This is a genomic window from Streptomyces sp. NPDC058326 (genome assembly GCF_042879855.1).
Taxonomy (GTDB): Bacteria; Actinomycetota; Actinomycetes; order Streptomycetales; family Streptomycetaceae; genus Streptomyces.
In genome coordinates this window covers 29,768-55,830 of record NZ_JBHVZO010000004.1, presented here as the reverse complement: position 1 = coordinate 55,830, position 26,063 = coordinate 29,768, and the positions used below count along the sequence as shown (strand labels likewise).

The window sequence follows — 26,063 nt, the reverse complement described above, 5'->3', positions numbered from 1 at the left end:
GCGGGGCGTGCCGGCCGGGTTCGGTGCGGTGCCCGGGGAGGGGATGTACGTCATGCGGGGCCGCCACCCTCCAGGGCTCCGGTGCGGCGGCTGCGCGCCAGGTGGGCGCTCGCCTCCTGGAGTTCGGCTGTCAGGGAATCGACCGTCGCCGCCATGGACTCCGTCGCCCGGGCCTTGTACGTGTCGATGGCGTCCAGGGTCCGGTAGATCTCCTGGAACGCGGTGCGGAGCGTCTCCGCGCCCACCGCCGGGTTCGCCGCCATCTCCTGGATCTCGCCGGCCTGTTCGGCCAGCATGGCGGCGTTCCCGCGGATCAGCCCCTCGGTCGTCGAGCGCAGCACGTCGACCTGCTCGGTGACCTTCCGCTGGTGTTCGAGCGCGGAGGCGAGCATCACCGCGATCCGCAGCGCCGACACCGTCGTCGTCGCCGCCCGCTCCACGCCCTTGATCAGTTCGGTGTTGTTCCGGCGGACCATGTCCATCGCCAGGTACCCCTGCGCGCAGACGGCCAGCTGCGTCAGCAGGTCCTGGTGCTTCTGCCGCACCGGGAAGAGGAGGTCGGCGCGGAGCGCGTCCGCCTGGGCCGGGTCGGGCGTGAGGGCGACGCGCTGCTCCACGGCCGCGTCGAGGGCCTCGGTGAGCACCGCGTACTCCTGGAGCCTGCCCATGGTCTCCCACAGCCGGGCCCGCTCGGTCTCCAGCGCCGCGTTGTCGCGCCGCAGTTCGTTCTGGCCGTCGCGCAGGGACTCGACGATCCGGTTCAGGGTGGTCTGCGAGGAGGCGTACCTGGCGACGTGGTCCCGGAGCCTGTTGCCGCCCGGCAGCTTCGACAGCAGCCCCTTGAAGCCCTTGGCGGGCGTGTCGCGGGGGTCCAGGTCCTCGACGGTGCGCCGGAGTTCGACGAGGGAGGTGCCGACGCGGGACCGGGCGTCGCCGCCGGAGGCGCCGGAGTCGAGCGAGCGGACCGTACGGTCGAGCATGCGGTTCGACTGCTGCGCCGCCGTGCGCACCTCGCCCGCGCCGAGCGCCGTGATCTCGCCCACGCGGCCGGCGAACTCGGGGGAGCGCGGGTCGAGTCCCTCGATCGAGCCGACGTACTCGGCGGCCCTGCGGGACATCTCCGCGCGGGTGGCCTCGTCCAGCGGCACCAGGCCGGAGGCCCGCGCGGCGGGGACCGGGGCGACGGGCTCCGGCGGTGTCAGGACGAGCGGGGTGTCGTGCTCGGGCGGTGTCAGGGCCATCGTCCTTCTCGGATCCTCGGGCGTCGTCATGCGGTGTCCCCCTGGTCACGGGCCCGCAGCGCCATGTCGTGCAGCACCCGGCTGGTGGGCACGGGCGCCTGGCGGACTCCGGTCAGCGTCTGGTTGAGGTACTCGGTGTGGCCGTCGGTCGCGGCGGTGAACTCGCTCGCCGCGCCCTGTGGCCGGAAGCCGTGGCGGACCGCGAGCTTGCGCAGCTCGGGGTCGGTGGAGAGGAGTTCGCCGAGCGCCCGGCCGTTCGCGGTCATCGGCACGAGCGTGTGGTCGCTGTTGACCGTGGTGTCCGGGTAGAGGACCACGAGGTCTCCCATCGGGCGCCCGGCGAGCAGCTGGGCGGCGACCTGGGACTCGTACACGAGGACCAGCGGGTTGCCGACGCCGCTGATGAAGTCCCGGAAGGGGGCGTCCGAGCCGGACTGCTGGGCGCCCTGCACCTGGACGAGCTTGCGGAGCAGCGGGGCCGTGCGGGTGACGGCGGCCTTGTCGCCGGCGACCCGTCCGCCGTCGGCGACGTAGCTCGCGGCGGCGAGGTAGAGGGCGCCGGAGCTGGAGGCGACCGGATCGGTGGAGGTGATGAAGAGGGTGCCGCTCAGCTCGGCGTGCCCGGCGGAGCCCTTGAGCTGCTGCCAGGTCCGGTCGGCGCGGGCCGCCGCGAGGTAGGCGTCCATCTTCAGGGTGCCGCTGGTGCCGCGCGGGCCGAGGGTCGCGAGGCCGTTCCCGGCGAGGACCCGGGCGGCGGCGCTGTGCGCGACGACGACGAGCGGTGAGTAGAACGGCCGCAGCGGGGCCGTCATCGCCTTGTCCTTGGTCCGGCTCACGGCCTTCGCGCGGAGCTCGTCGGCCGGCGCCTTGGAGGCCGGGAAGGCGAAGTCGTAGCCGTCGAGGGGCAGTTCCTCCATGTCCCAGGACCCGGAGGTCTCGGATCGCACGGTGAAGCCCTTCGCGGCCAGGGCCTTCACCACCTGAGGGTCGGCGAAGAACTCCGCCTTCTCCGACCCGATGACTCCTCGCACGGTCTTCGTTGCCGTGCCCGTGTCCTTGTCGCCGCCCGTCACGAGGACGGCGGCCACGCCGCCGAGGAGCAGGACGGCCAGGATGATTCCCAGGATGCGTCTCACGCGGGCAGCGTGCTCGCGGAAACCCACATTCCAGGGGGAGTTGTGTGTACGGCGAGTGAAGGGGCGATCCCGGTACCGAACCGGAGCGGGACCTACCGCGGCCGCCGTGGGTGGCGCCCGGTCCGCACGGTTCGTGCCGCGCGGACCGGGGCCGTCAGGGGGCGCCGGCTGCGGCCAGGGTGGGGCCCCCGGCGAGCGCGGCGGTGTGCGCGTCCATGCGCCCCGCGGCGAGGATCGCGGCGGCCGTGTCGGCCCGGGAGGCGGCGACGACCAGTGCGCGGCCCGCGAGGGCGTGGGCCTTGCGGTGCAGGTCCTGGGCGGACGAGCCGCTCAGGCCGGCGTGCCGCGCGGGCGGCGCGCCACGCAGCCGCGCCACCTGCCGGGCGATCTGCTCGCCGGCCTCCGTGTCGCCGAGCTCGTCCGTGACGGCGAGCAGGGCGGCGAGGTGTCCGGCGAGCTGGATGTCCAGCTCCTCCTCGCGGGAGCGGTGCGGATACGTGTCGGGGGCGTCGTCGGCCATCCGGTGGACCGACTTGGTGCGGATCGGTTCGTACATGGGACGGCCTCCTGAGTGCTCTGGAGCCATCCTAGCTTAGATCCTGTCTAAAGTTGTGCTGCATCCGGGCGGTGTGGGGGTCAGGGCTGGCTGTAACCGTCCAGGAAGCGCCCGATCCGGGTCACCGCGTCCGCGAGATCCGCCGCGGCCGGCAGCGTGACGATCCGGAAGTGGTCCGGCTCGTGCCAGTTGAAGCCCGTCCCGTGCACGACCATGATCTTCTCCGCCCGCAGCAGGTCCAGGACCATCTGCCGGTCGTCCTTGATCTTGTAGACGCTCGGGTCGAGCCGCGGGAACAGATACAGCGCGCCCTTCGGCTTCACACACGTCACGCCCGGAATCTGCGTAAGGAGCTCGTACGCCGTGTCCCGCTGCTCCAGGAGCCGCCCGCCCGGCAGCACCAGATCCTCGATCGACTGCCGGCCCTGGAGCGCGGCGGCCACCGCGTGCTGCGCCGGCATGTTCGCGCAGAGGCGCATGTTGGCGAGGATCGTCAGGCCCTCGATGTACGAGGAGGCGTGGTGCTTCGGGCCGCAGACCGCGAGCCAGCCGGAGCGGAAACCGGCCACCCGGTAGTTCTTGCTCATCCCGTTGAACGTGAGGACGAGCAGGTCCGGGGCGATCGCGGCGGTGGGCGTGTGTGTGGCGCCGTCGTAGAGGATCTTGTCGTAGATCTCGTCCGAGCAGACGACCAGGTTGTGACGCCGGGCGATCTCCGTCAGGGAGCGGAGCATCTCGTCGTCGTAGACCGCGCCCGTCGGGTTGTTCGGGTTGATGATCACGATCGCCTTGGTGCGGTCCGTGATCTTCCGCTCGATGTCCGCGAGGTCCGGCATCCAGTCCGCCTGCTCGTCGCAGCGGTAGTGCACGGCCGTACCGCCCGCGAGGGAGACCGAGGCCGTCCACAGCGGATAGTCCGGGGCCGGGACCAGCACCTCGTCGCCGTCGTCGAGCAGCGCCTGCATCGACATCTGGATCAGCTCGGAGACGCCGTTGCCGAGGTAGATGTCCTCGACGGAGAGCGGGATGCCCTTGGTCTCGTAGTGGCTCATCACCGCGCGGCGGGCCGAGAGCAGCCCCTTCGCGTCGCCGTAGCCGTGCGCGTCGGAGAGGTTCCGCAGCACGTCCTCGAGGATGGCGGGCGGGCACTCGAAGCCGAAGGCGGCCGGGTTTCCCGTGTTGAGCTTGAGGATGCGATGACCCGCGGCCTCAAGCCGCATCGCCTCTTCGAGCACCGGACCCCGGATTTCGTAACAGACGTTGGCGAGCTTCGTGGACTGGATCACCTGCATGACGAGAGCTTACGGCCGGTCCGGCCGGGACGCCTCGTGTTTTGGGACACGTCGGACACCGGGCGCGGGGCCGCGCGGGTGGTCGGGAGGGTCGTGCGGGGGTGCGGGGCGCGGGGTGAACGGGCGGCGGGAAGGGGCCGTACGGGGCCGGGGCGCCCCGCTCATGGCCGGCGCTCGTGGTTCCCGGTGTGACTCGTGTCGCACCAGGGGTGTCGTGCTCCCTACAATCCGGGCCCATGAGCCACCACGTCTCCGGAGCCGACGCGCCCCGGCCCGGCCGCCGCCGTCACGCCCCCGCACGCCGGGGCCGGGGAACGGTCTGGCTGCTCGCCGCCGGCGGCGCCGCGGTCCTCGGGCTCGGCGCCGCGCTGGTCGCGGGAGGCGCCGGCCGGGGCGGCGGCGCGGGGGCCCCGGACGGGGGCGCGCACGACGGGCCGCCCGCACTGATCCAGGCGGACCCGACGGACGGCTCGGGCGGCTCGGACAGCTCCGAGGGCTCCGACGGCGCGGACAGGAAGCCGGACTCCCCGGACGTCTCCGGCTCCCCGGACCCCACGGGGGCCGACAGGCGGACGCCGGACGGGGACGGGGACGGCGGTGACGACGCCTCCCCGGCGGCCGCGGAACCGGGTACGACGACAGTTCCGTCCGGGGCCGGAGAGGAGACGGCCGCGTCCACGGCCGTACCGACGGGGGAGCCCTCGGCCGACGCCTCCGCCGCCGACGAGCAGTCCGGCAAGCCGGGGCGGGCCGGGGACAGACCAAGCGGCCGAGGTAGCGGGGCGGGACCGTGATCCTCCCGGCCGGGCCGGTGGCTCGCCGTTCCCCGCCGAGAGGGGCGGGGCGGCGCCGTCGGCGGAGTAGGGGTCCCCGGCCCGCCGGGATAGGTTGGCCCGTCATGTGGGCTTTCAGTGCCTCCGGATGCCGGTGGCTGGGTGCGGGCGGTTCCCTCGGTGTCGCCGTCGGCGGATGGGCCGCCGGGACGCTGCCCGTGCGCGGCGGCTGGGGCCTGTGGGAGCCGCGCGGCTCCGCGCTGACCGTCGCCGGCGCCGTCCTCGCGTACCTCGGCCTGACCCTGCTCGTCGCCGCCTGGTGGCGCTACGGCGTCCTCCTCGCCCGGGGACCGCTGGACGGCGTCCTCGCCACCCTCGCCTGCTGGACCGCGCCGCTGCTCCTCGCCCCGCCCCTGCACAGCGCCGACGTGTACAGCTACATCGCCCAGGGCGCGATGGTCCTCGAAGGACACGACGTGTACGGCGGCGGGCCCTCCCTCCTCGGCCCCGACGAGCTCGGCGCGGACGCGGCGGCGAGCGTCGGCGGGAACTGGACGGACACCCCCGCCCCGTACGGACCCGTCTTCCTGCTCCTCGCCGCGGCGGTGGTGAAGGTGACCGGCGGGGCGATCGTGCCCGCCGTCCTCGGGACGCGCCTGATCGCCCTCGGCGCGCTCGCCCTGATCGTCTGGGCCGTACGTGGGCTCGGCGGCGGCCCCGGCGGCCGGGCCGGCGCCCTGTGGCTCGCCGCCCTCAACCCGCTCCTCCTCATCCATGTCGTCGGCGGCATGCACAACGACGGCCTGATGATCGGTCTCGTGCTCGGCGGCGTCCTGCTCACCACGCGAGGCCGGTGGGTGCTCGGCTGCGTCCTGGTCGGCCTCGCGGTGATGATCAAGTCGCCGGCGGCGGTCGCGCTCCTGTTCATCGGCGTGACGATCGCGCGCCGGGACGGGGGCGCACGGGGCCTGGTCAAGGGCCTCGTCCTGCCAGGGGCCGTCGCGGGCGCCGTGGCCGCCGGGGCGAGCCTCGCGGCGGGGACCGGCTTCGGCTGGCTCGGAACCCAGAGCGTCGCCGGGGCCATCCACACCCCGCTCTCCCTCACCAGCGACCTCGGGCTCGCCCTCGGCACGCTCGTCGCCGACGACCCGGACCCGGTCAAGGGCGCCGTGCAGAAACTGGGCCTGCTCGCCGCCGCCGCGATCATCGCCGCGCTCGCGTGGCGCGCCTGGCGCGGCAGGATCGACCCGTTCCTCGGGCTCGGCCTGTCCCTGGTGGCGCTCGTCGCCCTGTCGCCGATGGTGCAGCCCTGGTACCTGCTGTGGGGGACGGCCGTCGTCGCGGCCGTCGCCTGGCGCGGACGGGCGGGACAGGTGCTCGCCGTCCTCTCGGCGGCCCTCGTGTACGAGACGGCTCCCTCGGGGCACACCCCCTGGTACGGCTTCGTGCTGGCGGGCGGCGTGCTCGCGCTCGGCCTGGTGTGGCTCCGGCGGGACCCGTGGCCGGCCGCCCTGCCCACCGCGGGGAACCCGTCCCCGGAGAGCGCCCCTGCCCGGTAGCCTCCGGCCATGACGCGTGCCTGGACCCTGCCGGTGCTCACACTGCTCTGCGGTGTCCTTCTCTCGACCCGACAGGCAGTCGGGGGGAGACCCGGCACGGCCGTGGCGCTCTTCCTGCTGTTCGGCCTGCTCGCGACCGCCACCTCGCCCCTGGCCTTCCCGAGGTCGACCGGGGCGGCCGAGGCCCGGCGCCGCGCCGCCGCCGACGGCCGCCCGGTCGTCTACTGGCGACCGGGCTGCACGTACTGCCTGCGGCTTCGCATGCGTCTCGGCGGCCGCGCCCGCCGGGCGCACTGGGTGGACATCTGGCGCGACCCGGAGGCCGCTGCGGTGGTCCGGGCGGCCACGGGCGGCGACGAGACCGTGCCGACGGTCGTCGTCGAAGGCCGCGCCCACGTCAACCCGGACCCGGCCTGGGTGAGGGAACAGCTGGAGAGGCAGCGGCTCTAGAGAAGGGTCCGGAACAGCTGGAGAGGGGCAGCTCTGGACGGGCGTCCGGAACAGCTGGAGGGGCAGCGGTTCTAGACGGGCGTCCGGCGGATCGCGCGGCCCGCGAGGACGTCCGTCCGCAGGCCGTCCTCGATCACGAACCTTCCGTCGATCAGCACGTGCGGGATGCCCACCGGGAGAGTGCGCGGTGCGGCGTACGTCGAGCCCGCCGCCACCGTCTCCGGGTCGAACAGGACCAGGTCCGCCACGAAGCCCTCGCGGATCCGGCCCCGGTCCGGGAGACGGAGGCGGGCCGCGGGGCGGGAGGTGAGGTGGGCGACGCACTCCTCCAGGGAGAGGACGCCGAGCTCGCGCGCGTACCGGCCGAGGTAGCGCGGAAACGTCCCGTACGCGCGCGGGTGCGGCTTCAGGCCTTGGAGGATGCCGTCCGAGCCGCCCGTGTGCACCCGGTGCCGCATGATCGCCCGCACGTTCTCCTCGTGGCCCACGTGCTGCAGGACCGTCGTCCCCAGACGGTCCTCGAGGAGAAGCCGGCGGGCTGTGTCCCAGCCGTCCACGCGGCGGCCCACGAACCCCGCGAGCGCCGGATCCGACACCCCCGAGACCTCGATCGTGCCCCATTCGACCGGCACCCCGTGGCAGCCGTCCGAGCCGACGACTTCGAGGTGGTGGCGGATGCGCTCGGCCGTCGCGCCGTCCCGGAGCCTCGCGAGCAGCGCCTCCGGGCCGCCCTCGCCCGCCCAGCTCGGCAGCACGGCCACCAGCGTCGTACAGCCCGGCGTGTACGGGTACGTGTCGAGGCTGATGTCCGCGCCCGCGTCCAGGGCGTCGTCGAGGAGCGCGAGGAGCTCGGGCGCCCTGCCCTCGTTCACACCGAAGTTCATGGTGGCGTGGGCGAGGTGAAGGGCGCAGCCCGCGTCGCGGGCGAGCCGCACCATCTCCGCGTACGCCTCAAGGGCTCCCGCCCCGTACGAACGGTGGTGCGGGCAGTAGTAGCCGCCGTACGCCGCCACCACCCGGCACAACTCCGTGAGCTCGGCGTCCGGCGCGTACATCCCGGGGGTGTACGTCAGGCCGGAGGACATGCCGACCGCGCCCTGCTCCAGGCCCTCGGCGACGAGCCGCCGCATCCGGTCCAGCTCGGCTCCGGTCGCGGGGCGGTCCTCCCAGCCGACGGCGTGCGTGCGGACCGTGCCCTGGGGGACCAGATAGGCGGCGTTGACGGCGATCCCCCGGCCGTCGTGCGCCCGGTCCAGGCGGTCGAGGTACTCGCCGACCGTGCGCCAGTCGAAGTCGATGTCGTCGCCGTATCCGTTCCAGCCGGTGATCGCCCTGCGCACCTCCCCGAGGGTCCGGTCGTCGACCGGCGCGTACGAGAGACCGTCCTGGCCCAGGACTTCGAGGGTCACGCCCTGCGCGGCCTTCGCGCTGTGGTCCGGGTCGCGGAGCAGCGCGAGGTCGCTGTGGGCGTGCATGTCGATGAACCCGGGCGAGAGCACGAGACCCTCCGCGTCCACGACGCGCCGGGCGGTGGGGCGCTGGCAGCCGGCCGCCGCGGCCTCCTGGACGATCGCGGCGATCCGGCCGCCCTCGATCGCCACGTCGGCGCGGTAGGACGGGCCGCCCGTGCCGTCGACGACCTCCGCGTCACGGAAGACCAGGTCCATGGTCCTGCTCCTAGAAGAAGGTGCGGATGTGGTCGACGACCGTGCCGTCCGCCTCGACCAGCGGGATGAGCTGCCACTTGTCGAAGGAGGTGCAGGGGTGCGACAGGCCCATCCCCACCCAGTCGCCGACCTCGACGGCCGCCCCCGGCTCCGTGCGCAGCCAGGCGTGCTGGTCGGAGAGGCCCGTGACGGTGATCCCCTCGGCGGCGCGGATCTCCCCCGTGCGGCCGTCGCGCACGACCTGCGCCTCCGGGAGGTGGAGGTCGTGAGCGGCGTCCCGCTTGCCCGCGTTGGTGAAGGCCTGCCCCGCGGTGGGGCGGGAGACGACCTGCGACCAGAGCCGGAAGGCCGGCTGGAGCGCGCCCTCCTCGGGGATCCGGTTGAAGGGGGTCTTCTCGCGGTACTGGCCGTCGTCGTGCGAGACGTACGCGCCGGAGCGCAGCAGCTTCAGGACCGGCAGGGAGAGTTCGGGGATCCCCTCGAAGACGTCGGCGACCGCGTCGAACCACTCGCTGCCACCCGCGCTCACCACGATCTCGCCGACGGCGGGGTCGAAGCGGCCGGCCTTGTCGAAGTCGGCCGCGAGCCCGACGAGCCGGTGCAGCCACTCCCGTACCCGGTCGGCGTCGGCCCCCGGCATCGTGCCCTCGTACCCGGCGACACCGACGAGCCGCAGCGTGGGGGAGGCGGCGACGGCGTCGGCGACGGCCGCGCACTCCGCCTCGGTCCGGACGCCCGTACGCCCGGTCGTCCCGGCCGCCAGCTCGACGACGACGTCCAGGGGGCGGCCGGCGCCCGCCGCGCGCAGGGCCTCGTCCATCAGCTCGGCACCCCGCACGGAGTCGACGTAGCAGATGACGCGGAAGTCCGGGTCGGCGTCGAGCTCGGCGGCGAGCCAGCGCAGGGCGGCGGCGTCGACGACCTCGTTGGCGAGGAAGATCCTGGCGATGCCGTGCGCGCGGTAGACACGGGCCTGGTGCGGCATGGCGGCGGTGATGCCCCACGCGCCGTGCGCCAGTTGCCGGTCGAAGAGCTGCGGGGCCATGGAGGTCTTGCCGTGCGGGGCGAAGGCGAGGCCGTGGCGCTCGGCGTAGGTCTCCAGGAGGCGCAGGTTGTGCTCGACGGACTCGGCGGAGAGGGCGAGCACCGGGGTGGTGTAACCGCCGGTGAAGAGGTTGCGCCGCTGGGCGGAGAGCTCACCCACGGTCAGGCCGTCCGCGTCGGGGGGCAGAGCCTTGAAACGGTGGTCGACGCGCTCGTTCGCCAGGTCAGCCGGGTCGGGCATGAGGCCTCCTCATCAGCGTGTTGCAGGATGTGCAACACTCATTGCGCATAATGCTCATGGCTGTCTAACATCCGGGCCGAGGCCGGGTCAATGGACCCGTACGAGCCAGGCCGGGTCAAGGAGACCCGTACGAGTCGCAGGGAGCCGAGAGTGAGCGGACACGCGCCCCCGGACGCCACCACGCACCCGTCCGCACCCTCGCCTCCGGAACTCGTCTGCCTCGGCGAGTCCATGGTCACCTTCCTTCCCGTCCGCCCGGGCCGCCTCGCCGACGTCCCCGCCTTCACCCGTGCGATCGGCGGCGCCGAGTCCAACGTCGCCTGCGCGCTCGCCGCCGCCGGGCACCACGTGCGATGGGTCGGCCGCGTCGGCCGGGACGGCTTCGGCGACCACCTGGTGGAGACGATCCGCGCGTACGGCGTCGATGTCGCCGCCGTCGCCCGCGACCCGCACCGGCCGACCGGCGTCTACTTCCGCACCGACGCCGACCGGGCCACCGACGCCCACGAGGTGGCCTACTACCGGGCGGGGTCGGCCGCCTCGGCCATGTCGCCGGCCACCGTCCCGTACGCCTCCGTCGCCGACGCGCGGATCCTGCACCTGAGCGGGATCACGGCGGCCCTGTCCGCCGACTGCCTCGCCCTGATGCGGGAGCTCACCGCGCCCCGCCCCGGACGCCCGCTCGTCTCCTTCGACGTCAACCACCGTCCGGGGCTGTGGCGCGGTGGCGACGCCGCCGAGGTGCTGCTCGAACTCGCCCGCGGGGCGGACATGGTCTTCGTGGGGGCGGACGAGGCGGAGGAGTTGTGGGGGGCCGGCTCTCCGGGGGCGATTCGGGCCGTGCTGGCGGAGCCAACGGTGCTGGTCGTGAAGCGGGGCGGGGCGGGGGCGGTGCTGTTCGAGCGCCGCGCGGATCCAGCCCCCACCCGGCCCCTTCCCGAAACCGGAGGCGCGCCCCCGGACCCTGTACCGCCCGCGGACCTTGTACGGCCCGCGGACCCCGTACGGCCCCCGGACCCCGTACGGCCCCCGGCCGCGCCCTCCCACGCCGGGCGGGCGGAATCCCGTCCCCACGCCGAGACGGCGTCGGCAACCGACATCCGCACCTCCGTCCCCGCCCCCCGCGTCGACGTCATCGCCCCCGTCGGCGCCGGGGACGCCTTCGCCGCCGGGTTCCTCTCCGCGACCCTCCGCGGGCTCGGCCCACGCGACCGGCTCCGGCACGGGCACCTCATGGCCGCCGCCGCCCTCACCGCCCCCGGCGACCTGGCCACGCCACCCCGCCGTGACCACGCCGACCGGCTCGCCGCGCTCGACGAGGCCGCCTGGGGCACACTTCACCTCGGCCCCGGCTGGACGGGGGGCCACCACGGCCCCGACCGGACGGGGGACGACCAGGAGGTACGTACGCCATGAGCCAGACCGTCGACCGGGCGCTCAGCATCCTGCCGCTGCTCGCCCAGGGCCCCGCCGACCTCGGGCAGGTCGCCGAGCGGCTCGGCGTCCACAAGTCCACGGCCCTGCGCCTGCTGCGCACCCTCCACGAGCACGGCCTCGTCCACCGGCAGCAGGACCAGCGCTACCGCCTCGGCGCCCGGCTCTTCGCCCTCGCACAGGAGGCCGTCGAGAACCTCGACATCCGCGAGATCGCCCACCCCTACCTGACGGCCCTCAACGAGCGGATCGGACACACCGTCCACCTCGCCGTGTACGAGGAGGGCGAGGTCCTCTACATCGACAAGGTCGAGAGCCGCTACCCGGTCCGCATGTACTCGCGCATCGGCAAGCCCGTCGCGATCACCGTCGCCGCCGTCGCCAAACTGCTCCTCGCCGACCTGCCCGAGCCCGAGCGGCGCGCCGTCGCCGCGAAGCTCGACTACCCGCCGTACACCCCCCGTTCGACCCCGAACGCCGCCGCCTTCCTCAAGGAGCTGGCGACCGTACGCGAACAGGGCTGGGCCACCGACCTCGGCGGCCACGAGGAGTCCATCAACTGCGTCGGCGCGCCCATCCGCGGCGCCGACGGGCGGGTCGTCGCCGCCATGTCGGTCTCGGCGCCCAACGTCGTCGTCACCGCCGAGGAACTCCTCACCCTCCTCCCGCAGGTGCGCGGCACCGCGGACGCCATCAGCCGCGAGTACTCCGGCGAAGCCCCGACGAAGGAAGCCAGCGCATGACCATCGAGAAGATCGCCCTCACCCCCGCGACCCACACCGCCCCGCCCGCGAAGTTCTCGCACGGGGTGAAGAAGGGCAACATCCTCCAGGTCGCCGGACAGGTAGGCTTCCTGCCCGCCGTCGAGGGCCAGGCTCCGAAGGTCGCGGGCCCGACGCTGCGCGAGCAGACCCTCCAGACCTTCGCCAACGTCAGGGCGATCCTGGAGGAGGGGGGCGCGAGCTGGGACGACGTGATGATGATGCGCGTCTACCTCACGGACGTGGACCACTTCGCCGAGATGAACGCGCTCTACAACCAGTACTTCGAGGACCAGAACCTCAAGGCCCCCGCCGCCGCGCGTACGACGGTCTACGTCGGCCTCCCGGCCGGCCTCCTCATCGAGATCGACGCGCTCGCGGTCCTCGGCTGAGCCGGGTCCCCGGGCCGAACACGACCGGGCGGGCCGCACCTTCCGAGGTGTGGCCCGCCCGCCCGGCCGGTCACGGCCGTGCGCGCAGGTCAGTTCGAGGCGGGCTCGGTACGGTCCGCGGTGGATTCGTGGACCTCCACGAATTCCCCTTCCACGAATTCCGCGTCCACGGCTTCCCCGTCCACGAATTCCGCGTCTGCCGCTCGGTTCGTCGGCTTCGTCAGCTCCAAGCCGGCCAGATGGTTCTTCAGTCTTTTCGCCATGGGGCGGTACGTCGCGAAAGTGAGCCCGCCGGAAACAACGGCCCCGACGAAAGGGATGGCCTTCGACACGGTCTTCGCGAAGGTCTGCTTGGTCATCTGAACGCCGAGGTAGCCCGCGACCTTCTTCACGATCGGATAGACGACGCCCTGGGTGAGCGCCTTCTGAGGCAGCTTCCTGGCGACCTCCTTCGACATCATCCCCGCGATCTGCCCTACGGCGGCGTTCGCCGACTGGGTGCCGAACATCACGCCGAAGAAGAGCGTGAGGACGCCCTTGGTCGCGTCGTCGATGCTGTCGCTGTCACTGGAGAACAGGTCGGGCCAGCTGTAGAGATAGGCGAGCTTCTGCGCGATGCGCAGCATGTGACCGAAGTACTGGGCCATATCGGCGGGCACGGTGGCCGGAAGGGCGAGGATGCCGGGTATCCCGGCAGCCGCGGAGAGAGCGCTGGCCTTGGCGGTCTCGTAGCCGATGGAGTCGTTGGCCGCTCTCTCCAGAACGTCGAGGGGGATACCCGCCGCCGCGGGGGTCTCCTCGATTGCCCGGCGGATGTCGTCCTCGGAGCAATAGCGAGCCAGAGCCTTGCGGAGGTACGCCTCCCGATGGATACGCACACCCGGAAGGCTCGCCGCGCTCGCCAGCACTGCGGAGAAGCGTGACTCCGGGTTCTCCATCACTTTGCTCTTGGCCATGGGTCAGAACCTACAGCACCGGGCTGGACGCGGATTCGGTTTCAACAGGACTGCGGGGGCGGCCGTTTGGGGCCGACGGGACTCCCCGCCGGCCCCGGTTCGTACATCCGATCAGGCAGTGCAGTACTGCGCCTGCTTGCCGATCGAGCGGTACATGCAGTCCGCGTTCTCCAGGAGCTGGAGGACCGCGTCGCGGTTGCGGCTCGTCTCGCGTTCGATGACCTCGTCGGGCGGGTAGAAGCCGCCGTTCCAGGACGAGGACGGGTACATCTCGAAGGTGTACCCGAAGATCTTGTGGACGCCCCACAGGTAGTCGTCGATCGAGCCGTCCGTGATGTAGAGGTCACTGGACTGCTCGGCCGTGTAGCCGTTGCTGGCGGCCATCTTGCCGCCGACGGTCGCGAAGGCGTCCCGGTCGTCCTGGGTCATGCCCGGGGCGGTGTCCGCCGTGGTGTAGCCGAAGGGCCAGAGCACCAGCTCGCTGTACGTGTGGAAGTCGATGGCCGCGGTGATCTGCTGCTTGCCGCCGACCACCCGGGAGCGGACGAAGTCGGCGACGACCTTCACCTCGGGGGCGGACTCGGGGGCCGCGCCCCGGTACGTCTCGGAGCTCTTGGAACCGGAGGAGCCGCCGCAGCAGCCCCACTTGTAGTTCCAGTTCCGGTTCATGTCGGTGCCGATGTACGAGGAGCCGGAGTTGGGCTGCCGGTTCTTGCGCCAGCTGCGGTAGGAGCCGCTGGCGATGTCGTACTCCCCGCCGTCCGGGTTGAGGTCGGGGATGATCCAGATCTCGCGCCCGTTCACGGCGTTGGTGACCCGGGAGTCCGAGCCGTACCCCGCGCCGAGCTCGCGCAGCAGGTAGAGCGCCATCTCGACCGTGAGGTGCTCGCGGGCGTGCTGGTGGTGCGTGAAGAGGACCTCGGGCTCGTTCTCGTCGGTGGCGACGTTGTCGCTGATCTTGATGGCGACGATGTCCCGGCCCTGGTACGACTTCCCGATCACCTGCTTGCGCATGATGGACGGGTACGCGGCGAGGCGCTGGTCGATCTCCGCGTTCATCTCCGCGTAGTTGTGGTACCTCGCGTCGGACGAGGGGAAGTCGAGCGGGCCGACGGCGTGGTCGTGAGCGTCTTCCTCGGCGGTGTTCCGGTTCGGCGGACCCGGGAGGGCGACCGGCTTGTAGCCGAGTGCCTTGAGGTTCCTGAGCTGTTCGGTGTTGGCGCTGACGACGACCGAACGCGCGTCGACCTCGTCGATCGAGACGCCGGTGGCCATGAGCGCCGTGCGGGCGTGCGGGGTGGACGGTCCGGCGATCTCGTACTGCCGGATCACCTCCTCGGCGCCGGCGGCGATACGGGCGGCGGTCGGCGCCGGGTCGGCCCCGGCGGGTGTGGTGAGGGCGGAGAGGGGCGCCGCGAGGGCGAGCGCCACGAGGGCCGCGAGGGTGGCGGACCTTCTGCCGCGGGTGGGACGTCGCATGTCGTCTCCTGGGTGGGGAGTGTGGGGGTGTGCGACAAACTGGTGCGGGTGTCCAGGGCACATGGTGGAGCTATGTCATGGACCGGTCAAGACGTGGAGTTCGGCCATACTGTCCCGCGTGGGGAACCTCATCGGCAGATACGTCATCGAACACAAGCTAGGCGAAGGCGGCATGGGCACCGTCTATCTGGCCCGGTCGCGCGGCGGGCGCGCCGTCGCCGTCAAGGTCGCCCGGCCGGAACTCGCCGCCGACCCCTCCTTCCGCGCCCGCTTCCGCGCCGAGGTCGCCGCCGCCCGGCAGGTCGGCGGATTCCACACCGCGCAGGTCGTCGACGCCGACCCCGACGCCGAGGCACCCTGGCTCGCCACCGCCTACATCCCCGGCCCCACCCTCTCGGCGCTCGTCACCGCCGAGGGCCCGATGGGCGAGGAACGCCTGCGCTCCCTCGGAGCCGCTCTCGCCGAGGCCCTGGAGGCCATTCACGCCTGCGGGCTCGTCCACCGCGACCTCAAGCCCGGCAACATCGTCATGGCCCCCGACGGGCCGCGCGTCCTCGACTTCGGCATCGCCCGCGCGGTGGAGTCGACCCGGCTGACGGCCACCGGCTCCGCCTTCGGCACCCCCGGCTACCTCGCCCCCGAACAGGCCCTCGGCGAGGAAGTCACCGGCGCCGCCGACGTCTTCGCCCTCGGCGCCGTGCTCGTCGCCGCGGCGGGCGGACGACCCTTCGGGGACGGTACGCCGATGGGGCTCATGTACCGGGCGGTGCACGAGGCCCCGGACCTCACCTCCGTCCCGGAGGCGCTGCGCGGCCTCGTGGGCCGCTGCCTCGCGAAGGACCCGGCCGAGCGGCCCGCACCGGAGGAGATCCTGGACGCGCTGGGTGCGGGAGCGGGAGCGGGGGTCGGGGTCGGGACGGTGCCGGGGTCCGCGCCTGTGTCCGTGCCTCCGCACGAGCCCTCGCCGACCGGGGAGCCCGCGCCGACGGGGAACCCCGCTCCGACCGGGGAGCCCGTGCCAGGGTCGGCCCCGGGGCCCCTGGCGACACCCGCCGACGCCGTTCCCCTGCCTCCTCACGCGCTGCCGACACGGACGGCCGATGTCCAGGACGCCGTCCCCTTCGTCGTACCCCACCCCGCCACCCTCGTCGTACCGCCGCAGCCGTCCGTGCCCCCGCAGCCCGCGCCGGACTTCGTCGCCGCCGACCGGAATTCCGGCGTGGCCGTCGACGCGAGCGGGGTGTCCCTGCACTTCTACGGCGAGGAGGCCGACTTCGTCTGGGCCGAGATCGGGGCCGTACGGTACGAGCGCCTCCGGCGCGGCCGGGCGCTGCGCGTCGTCGTCCACCTGTACGACGGTTCGGTCTACGACTGCGAGGTCGACGGCCGCCGTGCCGCCCGGGTCGACGAGTGGATCCTCGGGCTCGACCCGGTGCTCGCCCGGTACCTGCCCGCGTGAGGGAACGGCACAGCGCCGCCGGGTGAGCGGCGGCGCTGCGGTGTGACGTTCTTACGGTTACGGCAGGTTGTGGACGTGCGGGCCCACCGCGTTCGACCAGGCGTTGCCGGCCGTCGCGTCCCAGTTGGTCGACCAGGTCATGGCGCCGCGCAGCGACGGCCAGGTCTGGGCGGGCTTGAAGGTGCCGCAGCCGGTGCCCCTGGTCAGGCAGTCAAGCGCGTTCTTCACGATCTGCGGGTCGACGTAGCCGCTGCCCGCGCCCCGCGTGGAGGCGGGGACGCCCAGGCCGACCTGGGACGGGGCGAGGCCGCCCTGGAGCTGGATGCAGGCGAGCGCCGTGAGGAAGTCCACCGAGCCCTGGCTGTACACCTTGCCGTCGCAGCCGAGCATCGAACCGCTGTTGTAGTACTGCATGTTGACCACCGTGAGGATGTCCTTCACGGCGAGCGCGGTCTTGAAGTACTCCGTGCCGGTGTTCTGCATGTCGATGGTCTGCGGTGCCATCGTCAGGACCATGGTGGAGCCCGCCTTGGCGGAGAGCTGGCGGAGCGCCTTGGTCAGGTACGTCGAGTTGATGCCGTGTTCGAGGTCGATGTCGACGCCGTTGAAGCCGTACTCCCGCATGAGGGCGTACGCGCTGTCGGCGAAGGCCGTCGCGGAGGCGTCACTGTTGATGGTGACGTTCCCCTTCTCGCCGCCGACCGAGATGATGACCGACTTGCCCGCGGCCTTCTTCGCGGCGATGTCGGCCTTGAAGTCGGCGACCGAGGCGTAGCCGACCGCCGGGTCGAGGTTGAAGACGATCTGGCCGGGCGTGGCCGTCGAGTCGGCGAAGGAGACGGCGATGATGTCGTACTGCGACTGCACGTCCCGCAGCTTCTGGACCGTGGCGCCGTTGTTGAAGTTCTGCCAGTAGCCGGTGAGGGCGTGCTTCGGTACGGCGGGGCCGGGGCCCGGGTCGGTGACCTTCGCGGTCCGCGCCGACACGGCGGCGGACTTCGCGGACTCGCCCGCGGTGTTCGTCGCGGCGACCTGGAACTGGTAGGCGGTGTCGGCGGTGAGCCCGGTGACGGTCGTCGACGTACCGCTGACGCTCTGCGGGTTGGCGCCGTTGCGGTACACCTTGTAGCCGGTGGCGCCGGAGACCGCGCCCCAGCTCAGGGCGACGGAGGACGAGGTGACCGCGCCGGCGGTCAGGCCGGCCGGGGTGGCCGGGACGACCGGGTCGGGGTCCTGGCCGCCGCCCCCGTCGGGGCCGAAGACGCTGACGTCGTCGACGAGGTAGGGGGAGGTCCCGTACCAGCCGTGGGTGTAGATCTCGACCGATGTGGTGCTCGCGCCGGTGGTGAAGCTGGTGGTGAGCTGCTTCCAGGCGGCGCTGTCCGGGGTCCAGGTGGAGACCGAGCCGGAGCCGGTCCCGGTGCCGCTCGCGCCGAGGTAGGCGTAGCCGCCCTGGACCCAGGCGCTGAGCGAGTACGTCGAGTTGGGCCTCACGGTCACGGTCTGCACGCACTTGGCGTTGTCGAGCCCGGCCGGGGTGGCCCTGAGGGCCCCGGCCCCGGTGCGGACCGGGGAGGAGACGGCGGCGCCGCTTCCCGCGGAACAGGACCAGTTGGCGAGGCCGCTCTCGAAGCCGGCGTTCCTGGCGACGTTGACGTCGGCCGCCTGCGCGGTGCCGGCTCCGCCGACGAGGACAAGCCCGGAGCCGACGGCGAGCGCGAGGGCGCCGCCGAGCCAGCGGCGTCCGTGCGGGCGGGTGGTGGTGCGGTCCACGTGCGTCCTCCGGTGGGGGAGTTGGGGATGTGGAGGTGCCGTACGTCGTCTTCGTCGTACGGAGGGGTTCGTACGGGGGGTGCGGACGGTGGCCACCGTTGTCGCAACAAGCTGGTCCAGACCAATCGCGTTGTCAAGGCCTGTGGCAGGAGCCGCTGTTCGGACGGGGTGCGACGGGCCGTGGGGGCGGGCTCCGGGGCCGGGCTCCGGGGCCGGAGAAAAAGGGGGACAGCTTGGCGGATTGTGTGTTCACCACCCCGGGGGGCGCGGATAGGGTGCAGGGACGGCAGCACCCTGCGGTGACGCCGTGAACGCGGTAAGTGATCCGCGGCCTCCCGGGAGCGGGGAGGCCGGAGGGGACGGGGGGTCCGACGTGCCGACAGCGATCGCGGTCACCAGCGCCGACCTGGTGCTGCCGCCGACCGACCCCGGAACCCCGCACGCCGCCGTACTCCCGGCCCCGGACACGCAGTCGCTCGACGCCTCGATCGCCGACATGCAGCAGCTCCTCACCCGCTTCGGGCACGTGGTCGTCGTCTGCCCCACCTCCGTCCCCGCCGCCGTCGAGAACCGGCTGCACGCCGTCCGCTCCCTCCTCGAAAGCGACCGGATCGCCCTGGTCCGCACTGACCTGCCACCCCTCGGCGCGGCCGTACTCGTCCGCCAGCTGCGGCAGCTCGCGGGCTGCGACTTCAGCCCCGGCGTCCTCGCCACCGCCGCCCGGCTCCTCGCCCACTACATCTACGCCGGCGCCGTCCTCGGCTCCGTCTCACGGCTCGACCGGGTCCCCGTCAGCCTCCGCTCCCACCTCAAGGGCTGGCTGCCCGGCGCCCACTTCGCCGTACTCGCGGCACCGACGCCCCAGATCACCCGCGTCGGCAACGGCGAGACACCGCTCGCGGGGCCGGAGTTCACCACCGAACTCCTCCTCGCCCGGGGCCAGCTCCAGACCGACTGGCCCACCACCACCCTCGTGCCCCGCTGGCGGATCCAGGGCGCCGCCCAGGAGACCCCGCTGCCCGAGACCTCACCCGGCTGGTGGGGCACCGGCAAGCTCGTCGAGTTCGCCGCGTACCTGCCCGACCTGCCGGTCCTCTACCAGCTCGTCTCCTCCGTACGGCGCGAGACCTGCCACTGGTGCGCGATGGAACTCATCGGCGACCGCTGCGGCTTCTGCGCGGCGCCGCTGCGGACGGCACCACCGCAGGACGGGGGCCCCCGAGCCCTCGGCACCGACGAACGCACGGGCAGCCGGGCCCTCGGAACCGACGGACGCACGGGCCCCCGAGCCCTCGGAGCCGACGGACGCGCCGGCGCCCGCGCCCTCGGAGCCGACGGACGCGCCGGCGCCCGCGCCCTCGGAGCCGGCGGACAGGCCACGGCGCGGGCGCTCGGCACGGGCGGGCCCGCCTCCGGAGCCGCCGCTCCCGGCCACCCCCGCGGACCGGGAAGCGGGGGGCCTGTGGATCCTCGTGGATGGGGCTCCACGGCGGATCCCCATGGTCTCGGAGCCACGGCGGATCCCCGCGGTCTCGGAGTCACGGCCGATCCCCGCGGTCTCGGAGCCGCGGCCGATCCCCGTGGCCTCGCAGCCACGGCCGATGACCGCGCGCCGGCAGCCTCTGCCGATCCCCACGGTCTCGGAGCCACCGGGCCAGTGGACCCCCTCGCCCCCGGAGCCGCCGACCCCGCCGACCCCGCCGATCCCCGCGGCCCCGGAGCCGGCGGGCAGCCCGGCGCCCCCGCCGCCCGCGCCGTGCCGTGAACCGTCCCGCGTGCCGCCCCCGGCACACGCTCCCGTCCACCGGCGTCCGCCCGCCCGCACCCGTCCGCCCCGGACCCACGTCTCCGATCGAGGTAGTACGGCCATGAACTCCCGCCAGCGCCGCGGCGTCATCCTGCTGCTGCTGTCCGTCCTCTGCGCCCTCGGGGCCTTCGCCGGCGTGCTCGCCGTCATCAGCGACGTGAACTCCAAGGTCGGCCCGGAGACCACCGCCTACCGGATCAAGAGCAAGGTGGCCCCCTACGAACCCCTGAAGCCCAGCCAGTTCGAGAAGATCTCGATGCCCGCGCGCTGGCTCTCGAAGACCGCCGTCACCGACCTCCGTCAGATCGAGGGCAAGATCGCCGTCACCGAACTCCGCTCCGGCTCCCTCCTCCAGACCGACATGATCGTCGAACGGCCCGAGCTCCAGCCAGGCCAGCAGGAGATCGCGATCATGATCGACGCCGCCACAGGCGTCGCCGGAAAGATCACCGCCGGCGCCACCGTCAACATCTACGCCACCTTCGAGGGCGAGAAGAAGGACGACCCCTCCCAGTCGCGGATGATCGTGGCCGGTGCCCGCGTCCTCTCCGTCGGCAAGCTCACCCCGATCAGCGACAGCAACGACCGCTCGGGCCGCGCCTCCAACGCCGTTCCCATCAGCTTCGCGCTCTCCACCCTCGACACCCAGCGCGTCGCGTACGCCGAGTCCTTCGCCGAGCACGTACGCCTCGCCCTCGTCGCCCCCACCACCGGCGGCGCCCCGGCCGACCAGCGCGACCGCACGTACACGCTCGACAAGGACAAGTGAGGCCGGTATGACCACCAGGATCCTGCCGGCCGTCGGGGACCCCGACGCGGCCCGGTCCGTCGTCACCCTGCTCAGCCAGCTCCCCGACGCCGAACCCGCCGCGCCCGTCACCGACTCCACCCAGCTCGTCGACACCCTCGCCCGCCTCGCCGCCGCCTCCCTCGACGAACTCCCCGAGGTCGTCCTCGTCCACGAGCGCATCGGCCCCGTCCCCGCGCTCGAACTCGTCCGCGAGGTCGCCCTCCGCTTCCCCGCCGTCGGCGTCGTCCTCATCACCGTCGACGCCAGCCCCGTCCTCTTCTCCGCCGCCATGGACTCCGGCGCCCGCGGCCTCGTCACCCTCCCCCTCGGATACGAGGAGCTCGCCAGCCGCGTCCAGGCCGCCGCCCAGTGGTCCGCCGGCGTCCGCCGCCACCTCGGCGGGGGCGCCGACCAGATCACCGGACCCGGCGGCACCGTCGTCACCGTCAGCGGCGCCAAGGGCGGTGTCGGCACCACCGTCACCGCCGTCCACCTCGCCCTCGCGGCCCGCGCCTCCGGACGGACCGTCGCGCTCGTCGACATGGACCTCCAGAGCGGCGACATCGCCTCCTACCTGGACGTCCAGTTCCGGCGCTCCGTCGCCGACCTCGCCTCCATCGCCGACATCTCGCCCCGCGTCCTCCAGGACGCCGTCTACGTCCACGAGACGGGCCTCTCCCTCCTCCTCGCCCCGGCCGAGGGCGAACGCGGCGAAGAGGTCACCGACCGCGCCACCCGCCAGATCGTCAGCGCCCTGCGCGGCCGGCACGAGGTCGTCGTCATCGACTGCGGCTCCCAGCTCAACAGCGCCAACGCCGCCGCCATCGAAATGGCCGACACGGCCCTTCTCGTCGTCACCCCGGACGTGGTGGCCGTCCGGGCCGCCAAGCGGACGGTACGCATGTGGGAACGGCTTCAGGTCCGCAAGGCCGAGGAGACGGCGACCGTGGTCAACCGCCACCACCGCTCCAGCGAGATCCAGCCACCCCTCGTCCAGAAGATCACCGGCACCCGCATCGCCGGCGTCGCCGTCCCCGCCCACTTCAAGGAACTCCAGGCCGTGGTCGACGCCGGCCGGCTCCACGAACTCGACGCCAAGTCGACGGTCAAGCAGGCCCTGTGGACCCTCGCGGGCGAACTGGGCCTGGTCAAGCAGGCGGCTCCGGCGGCGGGACAGCCCGGAAAGCAGCTCGCCCGCGCCGGCGACCGGGGCTCGCTCGGGCTGCGGCGCCGTACCGGGGGACGCTGAGGAATGCGTACCTACCGGGACGACGACAGGGGACAGGTGGCGATCGAGTTCCTCGGCATGGTGCCGGTCATCCTGCTCACCCTCGTGCTGCTCTGGCAGGTCGTCCTGGTCGGGTACACGTACACGCTGGCGGGGAACGCGGCGGACGAGGCGGCGCGGGCGGCCGCGGTCGGCGACGACTGCGGCGAGGCGGCTCTGCGGCACCTGGACGGCCCGTGGAGGAGCGGCGCCCTCCCGCACTGCTCCGAAGGGGACGGCGTGGTGACCGCGGTGGTGACGATCCGGGTCCCCGTCCTCGTCCCGGGCGTCGGCGGCCTCTTCGACGTCAAGGGCAGGGCGGGCGCGATCTCGGAGGAGCCCACACCATGAGCCGACCACCGCGCACCAGGTCCCGTGACCGTGGCCAGGCCGCCATCGAGTACCTCGGGTTCCTGCCGATCCTGCTCCTCGTCGGACTCGCCGGGCTTCAGCTCGGGGTCGCCGCGTACGCCGCCCAGCAGGCGGGCTCGGCGGCCCGCGCGGCGGCGAGGGCCGCGAGCATGGCCGACGAGGAGAACGCACCCGACGCCGACGCGGCCGGCCGCGCGGCCGCCGACTGGGCCACTGGCGTCAGCGTCGACCGCACCGGGGACGCGGCCGTCGCCACCGTCACCGTACGGATCCCTTCCGTCGTCCCCTTCTGGGACGGCTTCGGAACAGTCGAGAAGACCGCCACCATGCCGATGTCACCGGAGCAGGAGGAGGGGCCATGAGCCTGCGCGCCCGGATCAACTCCCCCGAGGAGCACGGCGGCGGCGCGGCCGCCCGCGAGGACAGCCATCTCGTCGCCTCCTTCCGCGCCAAGCTCCTGGAGGAGATCGACCTCACCGAGATGTCCGCGCTCGCGGCGGCCGAGCGGCGGGCCCGCCTCGAACGCGTCCTCGGCCACATCATCAGCCGCGAGGGCCCCGTCCTCTCCACGGCCGAGCGCTCCCAGCTGATCCGCCGCGTCGTCGACGAGGCCCTCGGTCTCGGCGTACTCGAACCACTCCTCGAAGACGCCTCCATCACCGAGATCATGGTCAACGGCCCCGACCAGATCTTCATCGAGCGCAACGGCCGCGTCGAACTCCTCCCGCTGCGCTTCGCCTCCCACGACCAGCTGATGCAGACCATCGAGCGGATCGTCTCCACCGTCAACCGGCGCGTCGACGAGTCGAACCCGATGGTCGACGCCCGGCTCCCGTCCGGCGAGCGCGTCAACGTCATCATCCCGCCGCTCTCCCTCACCGGGGCGACGCTCACCATCCGCCGCTTCCCCCGCGCGTACACGCTCCACGAGATGCTCGGCCTCGGCTCCCTCGACGAGCAGATGCTGCTCCTCCTCTCCGGGCTCGTGCAGGCCAAGTTCAACCTGATCGTCTCCGGCGCGACCGGCACCGGGAAGACCACCCTCCTCAACGCCCTCTCCGGGCTCGTCCCGGACGGCGAACGGATCATCACCATCGAGGACTCGGCCGAACTCCAGCTCCAGCAGTCCCACGTGATCCGCCTGGAGGCCCGCCCTCCCAACATCGAGGGCCGCGGAGCCATCTCCATCCGCGACCTCGTCCGCAACTCGCTCCGCATGCGCCCCGACCGGATCATCGTCGGAGAGGTCCGCGGCGGCGAGACCCTCGACATGCTCCAGGCCATGTCGACCGGCCACGACGGCTCGCTCGCCACCGTCCACGCCAACTCCGCCGAGGACGCCCTCATGCGCCTCCAGACCCTCGCCTCCATGTCGGAGGTGAAGGTGCCGTTCGAGGCGCTCCGCGACCAGATCAACAGCGCGGTCGACGTCCTCGTCCAGCTCACCCGGCACCCCGACGGCACGCGCCGCATCACCGAGATCTCCGTCCTCGCCTCCCACGGCCGCGAACGGTTCCTGCTCGCGACGGTCTGCCGCTTCCAGGCGCAGCCGGTGGCCGCCGACGGACGCGTGTACGGGCAGTTCACGTACCACCCGCTGCCCCGGCGGGTCGCCGAACGCCTCTACCTGGCCGGCCAGCCGGTCCCGCAGGCCTTCGGCGTGGCCGCGACCGACGCCCACCTGGCCACCCGAGAGGCGGAATGACGATGACCGGCGTCCAGCTCGCCACCCGGGAGGCGGAGCGATGACCGACCCCTTCTGGCTGACCACGGGCGTGACCCTGCTCGCCTGCGTCCTCGGCGTCATCGGCGTCCAGGTGTACGCGAGCGGTGCCCGCCGGCACGCGGCGCTCGTCGCCCGGCTCGACGAGACCGGCGAGCCCCAGACCCCGGGCCGCCGCAGACGCCGCTTCCGGGGCCTCGACCGGCGCGTCCGCAGGACCGCTCCCGGCCGGAAACTGGAACTGCGGATCGCGGCCACCGGCCTCGACATCACCCCCGGCGAGTTCACCGTCGCCCTCGCCGTGACCGTCGCCGTCCTGTGGACCGTCGGACAGGCCGCGCTGTCCCCGTTCTTCGGCCCGATCTGCGGGCTCCTCGGCGTGTGGGTGGCGATGGGCTACCTCAGCTGGCAGCGCCAGAAGCGCATCGAGAAGTTCATCAACCAGCTCCCCGAACTCTCCCGCATCCTGGCCAACGCCACCCAGGCCGGGCTCGCCCTCCGGATGGCCCTCAGCCTGGCCGCCGACGAGCTGGAGGCCCCCGCCGGGGTCGAACTGGAGAAGGTGGCCCAGCAGCTGGCCGTCGGCACCTCCCTCGACGACGCGCTGGGAGAGTTGGCCGAACGCCTGCCCTCCCGCGAACTCGTCGTCCTCGTCACCACCCTCGTCCTCGCCAACCGGGCCGGCGGCACCGTCGTCTCCTCCCTGCGGAACCTCACCGAGACCCTGGAGGAACGCAAGGAGACCCGGCGCGAAGTCCGCACCCAGCTCTCCCAGGTGAGCATGACCGCGTACTCCGTCCCGGTCATCGGCGTCGGCTCACTCCTGCTCATCGACAACATGCAGCCCGGCGCCCTCGACCGCATGACCAGTTCCGGCATCGGACAGTTCGCCGTCGTCGCCGCCTTCGCCCTGTACGTGGTCGGCTTCGTCGCCATCCGCCGCTTCTCGAAGATCGACGTGTAGGGACTGCCCACCGTGGACCTCCTCCTCGCCCTCCTCGCCGGCCTCGCCGTCACCGGCGCCGCCTACGGCCTGCGTCTCTACCGCGCCGACGCCCGGCTCCCCGACGACCTCAAACTCGCCCTCGAGGTCGGCGCGACCCGTACCGGCGCCGTCGACTCGGCCGTGGACCGCCTGGGTATGCGCTGGTCACCGGCGGTCCTGCGCCTGATGGGCCCCAAGCGGGTCAACGCGGTCCGCCGCCGCATCGATCTCGCCGGAAACCCCGGCGGACTGACCATCGACCGGTACGGGGCGCGTCGGGCGGTCTACGGCTTCCTGGGCGTCCTGGGCGGTCTGCTCATGCTGTCGCGAGGCTCGTTCCTGGTCGCGCTCCTCCTGTTCGCCTTCGGCGCGTTCTGGACGGAGGTCGGCATCTGGTCGGCGGTCCGTATCCGCAAGGACCAGATCGAACGCACACTGCCGGACTTCCTGGACGTCCTCGCCGTCGTCGTCTCGGCCGGCCTCGGCTTCCGCCAGGCGCTCGAACGCGTCGCGGAGAAGTACGAGGGCCCCTGGGCCGACGAACTCCGCATCACCCTCCGCCAGATGGACATGGGCGTCAGTCGCCGCCAGGCCTTCGACGAACTGCGCCGCCGAAACGACTCCGAACAGGTCGCCCAGTTCGTCACCGCCCTCCAGCAGGGCGAGGAACTCGGCGCCCCGATCGTCGACACGCTCATCCAGATCGCCAACGACATGCGGCGCACCGACGCCCAGAACGCCCGCCGCAAGGCGGCGAAGGCGGTCCCCAAGGCGACCATGGTCATCACGACCCTGATGGTCCCGGCGACGATGATCCTCCTCGGCGCGGGCCTCTTCCTGGGCACGGGTACGGACTTCGGGTCGGTCACGGGGGAGTGAGCGGCCGATGTCTCAGCCGGTGACATA

The 26,063-nt window shown here is 72.9% G+C and carries 23 protein-coding genes and 1 pseudogene; 15 read left to right on the top strand and 9 right to left on the bottom strand.

What is annotated here, in order from left to right; genetic code table 11:
- Positions 1–50 precede the first annotated feature (50 nt).
- From ACFVYX_RS08860 to ACFVYX_RS08845, 4 genes are all read right to left on the bottom strand, one after another.
- The gene (locus ACFVYX_RS08860; protein ID WP_389680660.1) at positions 51–1,271 is read right to left on the bottom strand and encodes a toxic anion resistance protein; all 1,221 of its coding nucleotides are present in this window, start codon (positions 1,269–1,271) and stop codon (positions 51–53) included.
- A complete protein-coding gene (locus tag ACFVYX_RS08855; RefSeq protein WP_389680659.1) occupies positions 1,268–2,404 on the bottom strand; it encodes a hypothetical protein in 1,137 nt (378 codons plus the stop codon). The genes ACFVYX_RS08860 and ACFVYX_RS08855 overlap by 4 nt, the downstream gene beginning before the upstream one ends.
- Before the next feature lie 127 nt (positions 2,405–2,531).
- Positions 2,532–2,933, bottom strand: a complete 402-nt coding sequence (locus ACFVYX_RS08850) for a hypothetical protein (protein ID WP_389680658.1) — start codon at positions 2,931–2,933, stop codon at positions 2,532–2,534.
- A gap of 80 nt (positions 2,934–3,013) precedes the next feature.
- Positions 3,014–4,225, bottom strand: a complete 1,212-nt coding sequence (locus tag ACFVYX_RS08845; RefSeq protein ID WP_389680657.1) for a pyridoxal phosphate-dependent aminotransferase — start codon at positions 4,223–4,225, stop codon at positions 3,014–3,016.
- 236 nt (positions 4,226–4,461) lie between these two features.
- On the opposite strand from ACFVYX_RS08845, the gene ACFVYX_RS08840 reads away from it, so the two are divergent.
- The 3 genes from ACFVYX_RS08840 to ACFVYX_RS08830 all read left to right on the top strand — a co-directional run bounded on the left by ACFVYX_RS08840 (position 4,462) and on the right by ACFVYX_RS08830 (position 7,007).
- On the top strand, positions 4,462–5,019 hold the full coding sequence (locus tag ACFVYX_RS08840) for a hypothetical protein (protein ID WP_389680656.1): 558 nt from the start codon (positions 4,462–4,464) through the stop codon (positions 5,017–5,019).
- 104 nt (positions 5,020–5,123) lie between these two features.
- The gene (gene mptB, locus ACFVYX_RS08835; RefSeq protein WP_389680655.1) at positions 5,124–6,557 is read left to right on the top strand and encodes a polyprenol phosphomannose-dependent alpha 1,6 mannosyltransferase MptB; all 1,434 of its coding nucleotides are present in this window, start codon (positions 5,124–5,126) and stop codon (positions 6,555–6,557) included.
- Between the two features lie 9 nt (positions 6,558–6,566).
- Positions 6,567–7,007: a glutaredoxin domain-containing protein gene (locus tag ACFVYX_RS08830; RefSeq protein WP_389680654.1), complete on the top strand. Its 441-nt coding sequence runs from the start codon at positions 6,567–6,569 to the stop codon at positions 7,005–7,007.
- Positions 7,008–7,078: 71 nt separating this feature from the next.
- On the opposite strand, the gene ACFVYX_RS08825 is transcribed toward ACFVYX_RS08830, so the two are convergent.
- Together ACFVYX_RS08825 and ACFVYX_RS08820 are read right to left on the bottom strand one after the other, a co-directional pair.
- Positions 7,079–8,674, bottom strand: coding sequence for an amidohydrolase family protein (locus ACFVYX_RS08825; RefSeq protein WP_389680653.1), 1,596 nt, complete (start codon positions 8,672–8,674; stop codon positions 7,079–7,081).
- A gap of 10 nt (positions 8,675–8,684) precedes the next feature.
- Positions 8,685–9,959 carry an alanine racemase gene (locus ACFVYX_RS08820; RefSeq protein ID WP_389680652.1) on the bottom strand — a complete coding sequence of 425 codons (1,275 nt, stop codon included), beginning with the start codon at positions 9,957–9,959 and terminating at the stop codon, positions 8,685–8,687.
- A 150-nt stretch (positions 9,960–10,109) separates the two neighbouring features.
- On the opposite strand from ACFVYX_RS08820, the gene ACFVYX_RS08815 reads away from it, so the two are divergent.
- From ACFVYX_RS08815 to ACFVYX_RS08805, 3 genes are read left to right on the top strand one after another with little or no spacing between them, the layout of a single operon-like run.
- Complete coding sequence (locus ACFVYX_RS08815; RefSeq protein WP_389680651.1) at positions 10,110–11,375, top strand: sugar kinase; 1,266 nt, start codon at positions 10,110–10,112, stop codon at positions 11,373–11,375.
- Positions 11,372–12,136, top strand: coding sequence for an IclR family transcriptional regulator (locus ACFVYX_RS08810; RefSeq protein ID WP_389680650.1), 765 nt, complete (start codon positions 11,372–11,374; stop codon positions 12,134–12,136). Before ACFVYX_RS08815 ends, ACFVYX_RS08810 begins: the two co-directional genes overlap by 4 nt.
- Positions 12,133–12,546: a RidA family protein gene (locus tag ACFVYX_RS08805; RefSeq protein ID WP_389680649.1), complete on the top strand. Its 414-nt coding sequence runs from the start codon at positions 12,133–12,135 to the stop codon at positions 12,544–12,546. Before ACFVYX_RS08810 ends, ACFVYX_RS08805 begins: the two co-directional genes overlap by 4 nt.
- A gap of 89 nt (positions 12,547–12,635) precedes the next feature.
- Here ACFVYX_RS08805 and ACFVYX_RS08800 read toward each other — a convergent pair whose 3' ends face one another.
- Positions 12,636–13,502 carry a hypothetical protein gene (locus ACFVYX_RS08800; protein ID WP_389680648.1) on the bottom strand — a complete coding sequence of 289 codons (867 nt, stop codon included), beginning with the start codon at positions 13,500–13,502 and terminating at the stop codon, positions 12,636–12,638.
- A gap of 111 nt (positions 13,503–13,613) precedes the next feature.
- Positions 13,614–14,981 carry a M14 family metallopeptidase gene (locus ACFVYX_RS08795; RefSeq protein ID WP_389680647.1) on the bottom strand — a complete coding sequence of 456 codons (1,368 nt, stop codon included), beginning with the start codon at positions 14,979–14,981 and terminating at the stop codon, positions 13,614–13,616.
- A gap of 172 nt (positions 14,982–15,153) precedes the next feature.
- On the opposite strand from ACFVYX_RS08795, the gene ACFVYX_RS08790 reads away from it, so the two are divergent.
- Complete coding sequence (locus tag ACFVYX_RS08790) at positions 15,154–16,440, top strand: serine/threonine-protein kinase (protein ID WP_389681111.1); 1,287 nt, start codon at positions 15,154–15,156, stop codon at positions 16,438–16,440.
- A gap of 57 nt (positions 16,441–16,497) precedes the next feature.
- Here ACFVYX_RS08790 and ACFVYX_RS08785 read toward each other — a convergent pair whose 3' ends face one another.
- A complete protein-coding gene (locus tag ACFVYX_RS08785) occupies positions 16,498–18,213 on the bottom strand; it encodes a chitinase (protein WP_389680646.1) in 1,716 nt (571 codons plus the stop codon).
- Between the two features lie 373 nt (positions 18,214–18,586).
- On the opposite strand from ACFVYX_RS08785, the pseudogene ACFVYX_RS08780 reads away from it, so the two are divergent.
- The 8 genes and pseudogenes from ACFVYX_RS08780 to ACFVYX_RS08745 form a co-directional block, all read left to right on the top strand.
- Positions 18,587–19,411 (top strand): annotated as a pseudogene (locus tag ACFVYX_RS08780) (hypothetical protein); the annotation flags it as partial.
- A 670-nt stretch (positions 19,412–20,081) separates the two neighbouring features.
- Positions 20,082–20,789, top strand: a complete 708-nt coding sequence (gene cpaB / locus ACFVYX_RS08775; protein WP_389680645.1) for a Flp pilus assembly protein CpaB — start codon at positions 20,082–20,084, stop codon at positions 20,787–20,789.
- A 7-nt stretch (positions 20,790–20,796) separates the two neighbouring features.
- A complete protein-coding gene (locus tag ACFVYX_RS08770) occupies positions 20,797–22,059 on the top strand; it encodes a CpaE family protein (protein ID WP_389680644.1) in 1,263 nt (420 codons plus the stop codon).
- Positions 22,060–22,062: 3 nt separating this feature from the next.
- The gene (locus ACFVYX_RS08765; protein WP_389680643.1) at positions 22,063–22,428 is read left to right on the top strand and encodes a TadE/TadG family type IV pilus assembly protein; all 366 of its coding nucleotides are present in this window, start codon (positions 22,063–22,065) and stop codon (positions 22,426–22,428) included.
- On the top strand, positions 22,425–22,811 hold the full coding sequence (locus tag ACFVYX_RS08760) for a TadE/TadG family type IV pilus assembly protein (RefSeq protein WP_389680642.1): 387 nt from the start codon (positions 22,425–22,427) through the stop codon (positions 22,809–22,811). The genes ACFVYX_RS08765 and ACFVYX_RS08760 overlap by 4 nt, the downstream gene beginning before the upstream one ends.
- Complete coding sequence (locus ACFVYX_RS08755) at positions 22,808–24,154, top strand: CpaF family protein (protein ID WP_389680641.1); 1,347 nt, start codon at positions 22,808–22,810, stop codon at positions 24,152–24,154. Before ACFVYX_RS08760 ends, ACFVYX_RS08755 begins: the two co-directional genes overlap by 4 nt.
- Before the next feature lie 40 nt (positions 24,155–24,194).
- Positions 24,195–25,136, top strand: a complete 942-nt coding sequence (locus ACFVYX_RS08750) for a type II secretion system F family protein (RefSeq protein WP_389680640.1) — start codon at positions 24,195–24,197, stop codon at positions 25,134–25,136.
- Between the two features lie 12 nt (positions 25,137–25,148).
- Complete coding sequence (locus tag ACFVYX_RS08745; protein ID WP_389680639.1) at positions 25,149–26,036, top strand: DUF5936 domain-containing protein; 888 nt, start codon at positions 25,149–25,151, stop codon at positions 26,034–26,036.
- The last annotated feature ends 27 nt before the right edge of the window (positions 26,037–26,063 follow it).

Coding starts and splice junctions, on each gene's coding strand:
- ACFVYX_RS08755 (WP_389680641.1), top strand. CDS start 22,808: ATGAGCCTGCGCGCCCGGATCAACTCCCCCGAGGAGCACGGCGGCGGC.
- ACFVYX_RS08770 (WP_389680644.1), top strand. CDS start 20,797: ATGACCACCAGGATCCTGCCGGCCGTCGGGGACCCCGACGCGGCCCGG.
- ACFVYX_RS08765 (WP_389680643.1), top strand. CDS start 22,063: ATGCGTACCTACCGGGACGACGACAGGGGACAGGTGGCGATCGAGTTC.
- ACFVYX_RS08830 (WP_389680654.1), top strand. CDS start 6,567: ATGACGCGTGCCTGGACCCTGCCGGTGCTCACACTGCTCTGCGGTGTC.
- ACFVYX_RS08800 (WP_389680648.1), bottom strand. CDS start 13,502: ATGGCCAAGAGCAAAGTGATGGAGAACCCGGAGTCACGCTTCTCCGCA.
- ACFVYX_RS08750 (WP_389680640.1), top strand. CDS start 24,195: ATGACCGACCCCTTCTGGCTGACCACGGGCGTGACCCTGCTCGCCTGC.
- ACFVYX_RS08810 (WP_389680650.1), top strand. CDS start 11,372: ATGAGCCAGACCGTCGACCGGGCGCTCAGCATCCTGCCGCTGCTCGCC.
- ACFVYX_RS08845 (WP_389680657.1), bottom strand. CDS start 4,225: ATGCAGGTGATCCAGTCCACGAAGCTCGCCAACGTCTGTTACGAAATC.
- ACFVYX_RS08805 (WP_389680649.1), top strand. CDS start 12,133: ATGACCATCGAGAAGATCGCCCTCACCCCCGCGACCCACACCGCCCCG.
- ACFVYX_RS08860 (WP_389680660.1), bottom strand. CDS start 1,271: ATGACGACGCCCGAGGATCCGAGAAGGACGATGGCCCTGACACCGCCC.
- ACFVYX_RS08825 (WP_389680653.1), bottom strand. CDS start 8,674: ATGGACCTGGTCTTCCGTGACGCGGAGGTCGTCGACGGCACGGGCGGC.
- mptB (WP_389680655.1), top strand. CDS start 5,124: ATGTGGGCTTTCAGTGCCTCCGGATGCCGGTGGCTGGGTGCGGGCGGT.
- ACFVYX_RS08760 (WP_389680642.1), top strand. CDS start 22,425: ATGAGCCGACCACCGCGCACCAGGTCCCGTGACCGTGGCCAGGCCGCC.
- ACFVYX_RS08850 (WP_389680658.1), bottom strand. CDS start 2,933: ATGTACGAACCGATCCGCACCAAGTCGGTCCACCGGATGGCCGACGAC.
- ACFVYX_RS08820 (WP_389680652.1), bottom strand. CDS start 9,959: ATGCCCGACCCGGCTGACCTGGCGAACGAGCGCGTCGACCACCGTTTC.
- ACFVYX_RS08790 (WP_389681111.1), top strand. CDS start 15,154: ATGGGCACCGTCTATCTGGCCCGGTCGCGCGGCGGGCGCGCCGTCGCC.
- cpaB (WP_389680645.1), top strand. CDS start 20,082: ATGAACTCCCGCCAGCGCCGCGGCGTCATCCTGCTGCTGCTGTCCGTC.
- ACFVYX_RS08840 (WP_389680656.1), top strand. CDS start 4,462: ATGAGCCACCACGTCTCCGGAGCCGACGCGCCCCGGCCCGGCCGCCGC.
- ACFVYX_RS08795 (WP_389680647.1), bottom strand. CDS start 14,981: ATGCGACGTCCCACCCGCGGCAGAAGGTCCGCCACCCTCGCGGCCCTC.